Raw genomic sequence first — 4,190 nt, 5'->3', positions numbered from 1 at the left:
AGAGCCGGTCGGCACGTGCGGGCAGGCCGGGGATCAACCCTGATGCTGTTGCACGGTATGCATGTCCTTGTCCCCACGGCCGGACAGGTTGACCAGCACGATCTGATCCTTGGGCAAGGTGGCCGCCAGCTTGGCCGCATGGGCCAGAGCATGGCTGGACTCCAGCGCCGGGATGATGCCTTCGATGCGGCAGCAGTTGTGGAAGGCTTCCAGCGCTTCTTCATCAGTGATGCAGGCGTAGCTGGCGCGGGCGCTGTCCTTCAGCCAGGCGTGTTCCGGACCCACGCCCGGATAATCCAGGCCGGCCGAGACCGAATGGGTCTCGATGATCTGGCCGTTGGCATCCTGCAGCAGGTAAGTGCGGTTGCCGTGCAGCACGCCGGGCGAGCCCAGGGTCAGCGAGGCCGAGTGACGGCCGGTGTCCAGGCCATCGCCGGCGGCTTCCACGCCGACCAGCTTGACGTCCGGATAGTCGATGTAGGGATAGAAGATGCCCATGGCGTTGGAACCGCCACCGACGCAGGCCACCACATAATCCGGCTGGCGTGAGGCGATTTCCGGCATTTGCTGGATGCATTCGTTGCCGATCACCGACTGGAAGTCGCGCACCATCATCGGATAGGGGTGCGGACCGGCGACGGTACCGATGATGTAGAAGGTGGTCTCGACGTTGGTGACCCAGTCGCGCATGGCTTCATTGAGCGCATCCTTCAAGGTCTTGGAGCCGGATTCCACCGGCACCACCTTGGCACCCAGCAGGTTCATGCGGTAGACGTTCTGCAGCTGGCGCTTCACGTCTTCGCTGCCCATGTAGACGATGCATTCCATGCCGAAACGCGCACAGATGGTGGCGGTAGCCACACCGTGCTGGCCGGCGCCGGTCTCGGCGATGATGCGCTTCTTGCCCATGCGCTTGGCCAGCAAAGCCTGGCCGATCACGTTGTTGATCTTGTGGGCACCAGTGTGGTTCAGGTCTTCGCGCTTGAAGTAGATCTGCGCGCCACCGGCGATCTCGGACCAGCGCTTGGCGTGATACACCGGACTGGGGCGGCCGACGAAATGTTTCAGTTCGGTATGGAATTCGGCCAGGAACTGTTCATCGTGCTGATATTTCGCATACGCATCGCGCAGCTCGTTCAAGGCCAGGGTCAGCGTCTCGGAGACGAAGCTGCCGCCGTAGGGACCGAAGTGGCCACGGGCGTCGGGCAAATTGTAATGGGCCGTCTGGTGCAGAGCGGCGGCGGGAATGGCTTGACGCTCGGCGAAGCCGCCGAGGGGATTCAATTCTTTCATGGTGTTCCTCTGAAACTCTGTGGGGGTGTGCTACGCAGGGGTAGCATCCGCCAGACGCACGGCCTGGATGAAGGCCTCTATCCTGGCGGCATCCTTGATGCCCTTGGCGACTTCGACGCCACTGCTGATGTCGACCGCGTAAGGGCGAACGCCGGCGACCGCCTCAGTGACGTTGTGTACGCTCAAGCCACCACTCAAAACGGCCCGAGGCGCGAGTTCTTTTGGAATGAGAGACCAATCGAAAACCTTTCCGCTGCCGCCATACTCCTCGACCAGGGTGTCGAGCAGCAGTCCGGTGAAAAACGGACTGGCAGAGCGATATGCCTGCTCGTATTCTAACAAATCCGCGGGCTGCGTCGAACTTCCTATTCTGGCCGCGCGTATGAAGGGTCTGACAACAGCTTCGGCGATGGCAGCGCACTGCTCGGGCGTCTCGTCACCGTGGAACTGCAGTACCGTCAGCGGTGCCTCAAGCAGCACCTCCTGCACCTCCTCCAGCGTCGGGTTGACGAACAGGCCGACGATGCTCACGAAGGGGGGGACAGCTGCAGCCAGTTCGCCGGCGCGTAGCGGCGTCACGTAGCGCGGGCTCTTCGGATAGAACACCAGGCCCAGCGCATCGGCGCCAGCGGCCACGGTGGCACGGACATCTTCTTCACGGGTCAGGCCACAGATCTTGATGCGGGTACGAAAGCTCATGGAGATTGCCTCATGGGTGAAAACTTCTACTGGTCTGGCGGCTGACGGGCTTACAGCCAGGGCCAGGAACGCGCCTCCTGCGGCAGCGCCCAGCTATCAGGGTAGTCGACCCGCGCCAGGTACAGGCCATCGGGCATGAAGGTGGGCGCGGCGCGGCTGCGGTCGCGCAGGGCCAGCACCTGCCCCATCCATTCCGGTCCCTGCTTGCCGCTGCCCACCACGATCAGCGAACCGACGATGTTGCGCACCATGTGGTGCAGGAAGGCATTGGCCTTGAGGGTGAAGACGATCATGTCGCCGTAGCGGCGCACGGCGATGCTTTCCATCTTGCGCACCGGCGACTTGGCCTGGCATTCCACGGCGCGGAAGCTGGTGAAGTCATGTTCACCGATCAGGTGTTGCGCAGCCTGGTGCATGCGGTCCGCGTCCAGCGGGCGGAAGGTCCAGCCAGCCTTGCCGGCCAGCAGCGGCGAGCGCACCGCGTGGTTGTAGAGCACGTAGTGATAAGTACGGGCGATGGCTGAAAAGCGCGCATGGAAACCGAATTGGGCCAGGCTCTCGGCCCCTTCCCGCTCGGCTCCGTGCAACTCGGCCGCCTGGGCCGCAGCAGTGGCGCCGGCGATGGCTGCGTCATCCACCCAGGGCAGTTCGCAAGCCCAGCGCACCGCGATCGTGGGCGGCAAAAAAGCATTGGTGCCACGCACCCAGGAAAAGCTGTCGCGGGCAATGGCCGTGTCGAAATGCACGACCTGCTCCAGCGCGTGGACGCCCGAATCGGTGCGGCCGGCGCAGGTGGTGGCAATCGGGGTCGTGCTGAAACGCCGCAGGGCGGCTTCCAGCTGGTCCTGCACGGTCTGGCGGTGCGGCTGGGTCTGCCAGCCCTGCCAGCTGGCGCCGTCGTATTGCACGCCCAGCACCACACGGCGCAGGCCCTCGGACGGGGAAGAAAGTTCTGTCATGGATGTTCACTGCCTTCCGCAAGCGGCCGGGTTCCTGCGCAAGCCTGCAGAAAGCTTCATACAGCCCGCACACCACGGTCTGGCGGCACGATAAAAAACGAACGGGCAGCTCATGCGAGCTGCCCGCGAGATGAAGCTATTGTAATCGCTCCTGATGCCGGGATCAGCCCAGGGCGGCGATCATGGACTTGGCGCGCGCCACCTGGGCGTCGTTGCCGCCGCGCATCACTTCTTCCAGCAATTCGCGGGCGCCTTCCTTGTCGCCGATTTCTTCATAGGCGGCGGCCAAGTCCAGCTTGGTGGTCATTTCCTGCTCGAAGGCCGATTCCTCGTCTTCTTCCAGGATGTTGGCCGCCGACGGGGCCGGGGTGTCTTCCGGCAGGCTCAGGTCGAGGTCGGCCAGGGTCGTGGCCGCCGGCGCATCGTCCAGGCTGTCCAGCAACATCGAGGCCGAGGCCGCGCCGCTGGAGGCCGGCAGGATGGGCTCGTCGGCATCCGGCTTGGCGCCGTTTTCCAGATCCAGGTCGAAATCGATGTCCTTGCCCAGGTCCATGGCGGCCGCCGGTGCCGGCGTGGCTTCCGGCTGTACCTCGGCCGCCTTGAAGTCAGACAGGTCGAATTCCATTCCCGCGGCTTCTTCAGGCTCAGGCTCCGGCTCGGCCGGCGTGCCACCATACAGCGGATTGGTCGGATCGATGGTGAGGCCCAGCGCAGCCGCCTTGACCCAAGCTTCGTTGAGGCCACCGCTCAGGGCATGCAGGTTCAGCGCCACGCGGTTGAAATTGTCCACGTCGCCGCGCTTGGCATAAATCTCCAGCAGCTTGGCGTGCAGGGCCTGGCGCTCGGGCTGCGTCTGCAGGGCCAGCTTGAGGATGTCCTCGGCCTGTTCGTCGCGGCCATAGGCGATGTACATGTCGGCCTCGGCGATCGGGTCGACCGGCGGCTCTTCGACAGGTGCCGCCACCACCGGTGCCACGACCGCTTCGGCGGCGGGCTCAGGCTCGGCCACCGGAGCGGGTTCAGGTTCAGGCTCGGGTGTAACGGCGGCCATCGCCGCCACGGGTTCAGGTGAAGGCGCAGGCTCAGGCTCGATGGCAGGTTCAGCCGGTCCGTCCTCGGACTTCTTCTTGCGGCGGCGCATGGCCAGCACGCCGCCACCGACTGCCAGCAGCGCGACCAGGACGCCCGCACCGGCCACGATGTAGGGATTTTCCTTGATCTTGTCGACGAAACCACCGG

At 64.5% G+C, this 4,190-nt stretch carries 4 protein-coding genes; all 4 read right to left on the bottom strand.

Annotated elements, in window-relative coordinates:
• Positions 1 to 33: 33 nt before the first annotated feature.
• Positions 34 to 1,293: a tryptophan synthase subunit beta gene (gene trpB / locus B3873_RS06210; protein ID WP_034331673.1), complete on the bottom strand. Its 1,260-nt coding sequence runs from the start codon at positions 1,291 to 1,293 to the stop codon at positions 34 to 36.
• A 30-nt stretch (positions 1,294 to 1,323) separates the two neighbouring features.
• The gene (locus B3873_RS06205) at positions 1,324 to 1,992 is read right to left on the bottom strand and encodes a phosphoribosylanthranilate isomerase (protein ID WP_286864684.1); all 669 of its coding nucleotides are present in this window, start codon (positions 1,990 to 1,992) and stop codon (positions 1,324 to 1,326) included.
• A 50-nt stretch (positions 1,993 to 2,042) separates the two neighbouring features.
• Entirely contained in the window at positions 2,043 to 2,951 is a 909-nt protein-coding gene (locus B3873_RS06200) for a tRNA pseudouridine synthase A (RefSeq protein WP_286864682.1), read from the bottom strand.
• Between the two features lie 163 nt (positions 2,952 to 3,114).
• Positions 3,115 to 4,190: FimV/HubP family polar landmark protein (locus B3873_RS06195; protein WP_286864680.1), on the bottom strand; the 1,076-nt coding region annotated here is incomplete at its 5' end.

Source organism: Herbaspirillum sp. UBA812 (assembly GCF_002296545.1).
In the GTDB taxonomy this organism is placed as follows: domain Bacteria; phylum Pseudomonadota; class Gammaproteobacteria; order Burkholderiales; family Burkholderiaceae_D; genus Herbaspirillum; species Herbaspirillum huttiense.
This window is presented reverse-complemented; position numbering and strand designations above follow the sequence as displayed.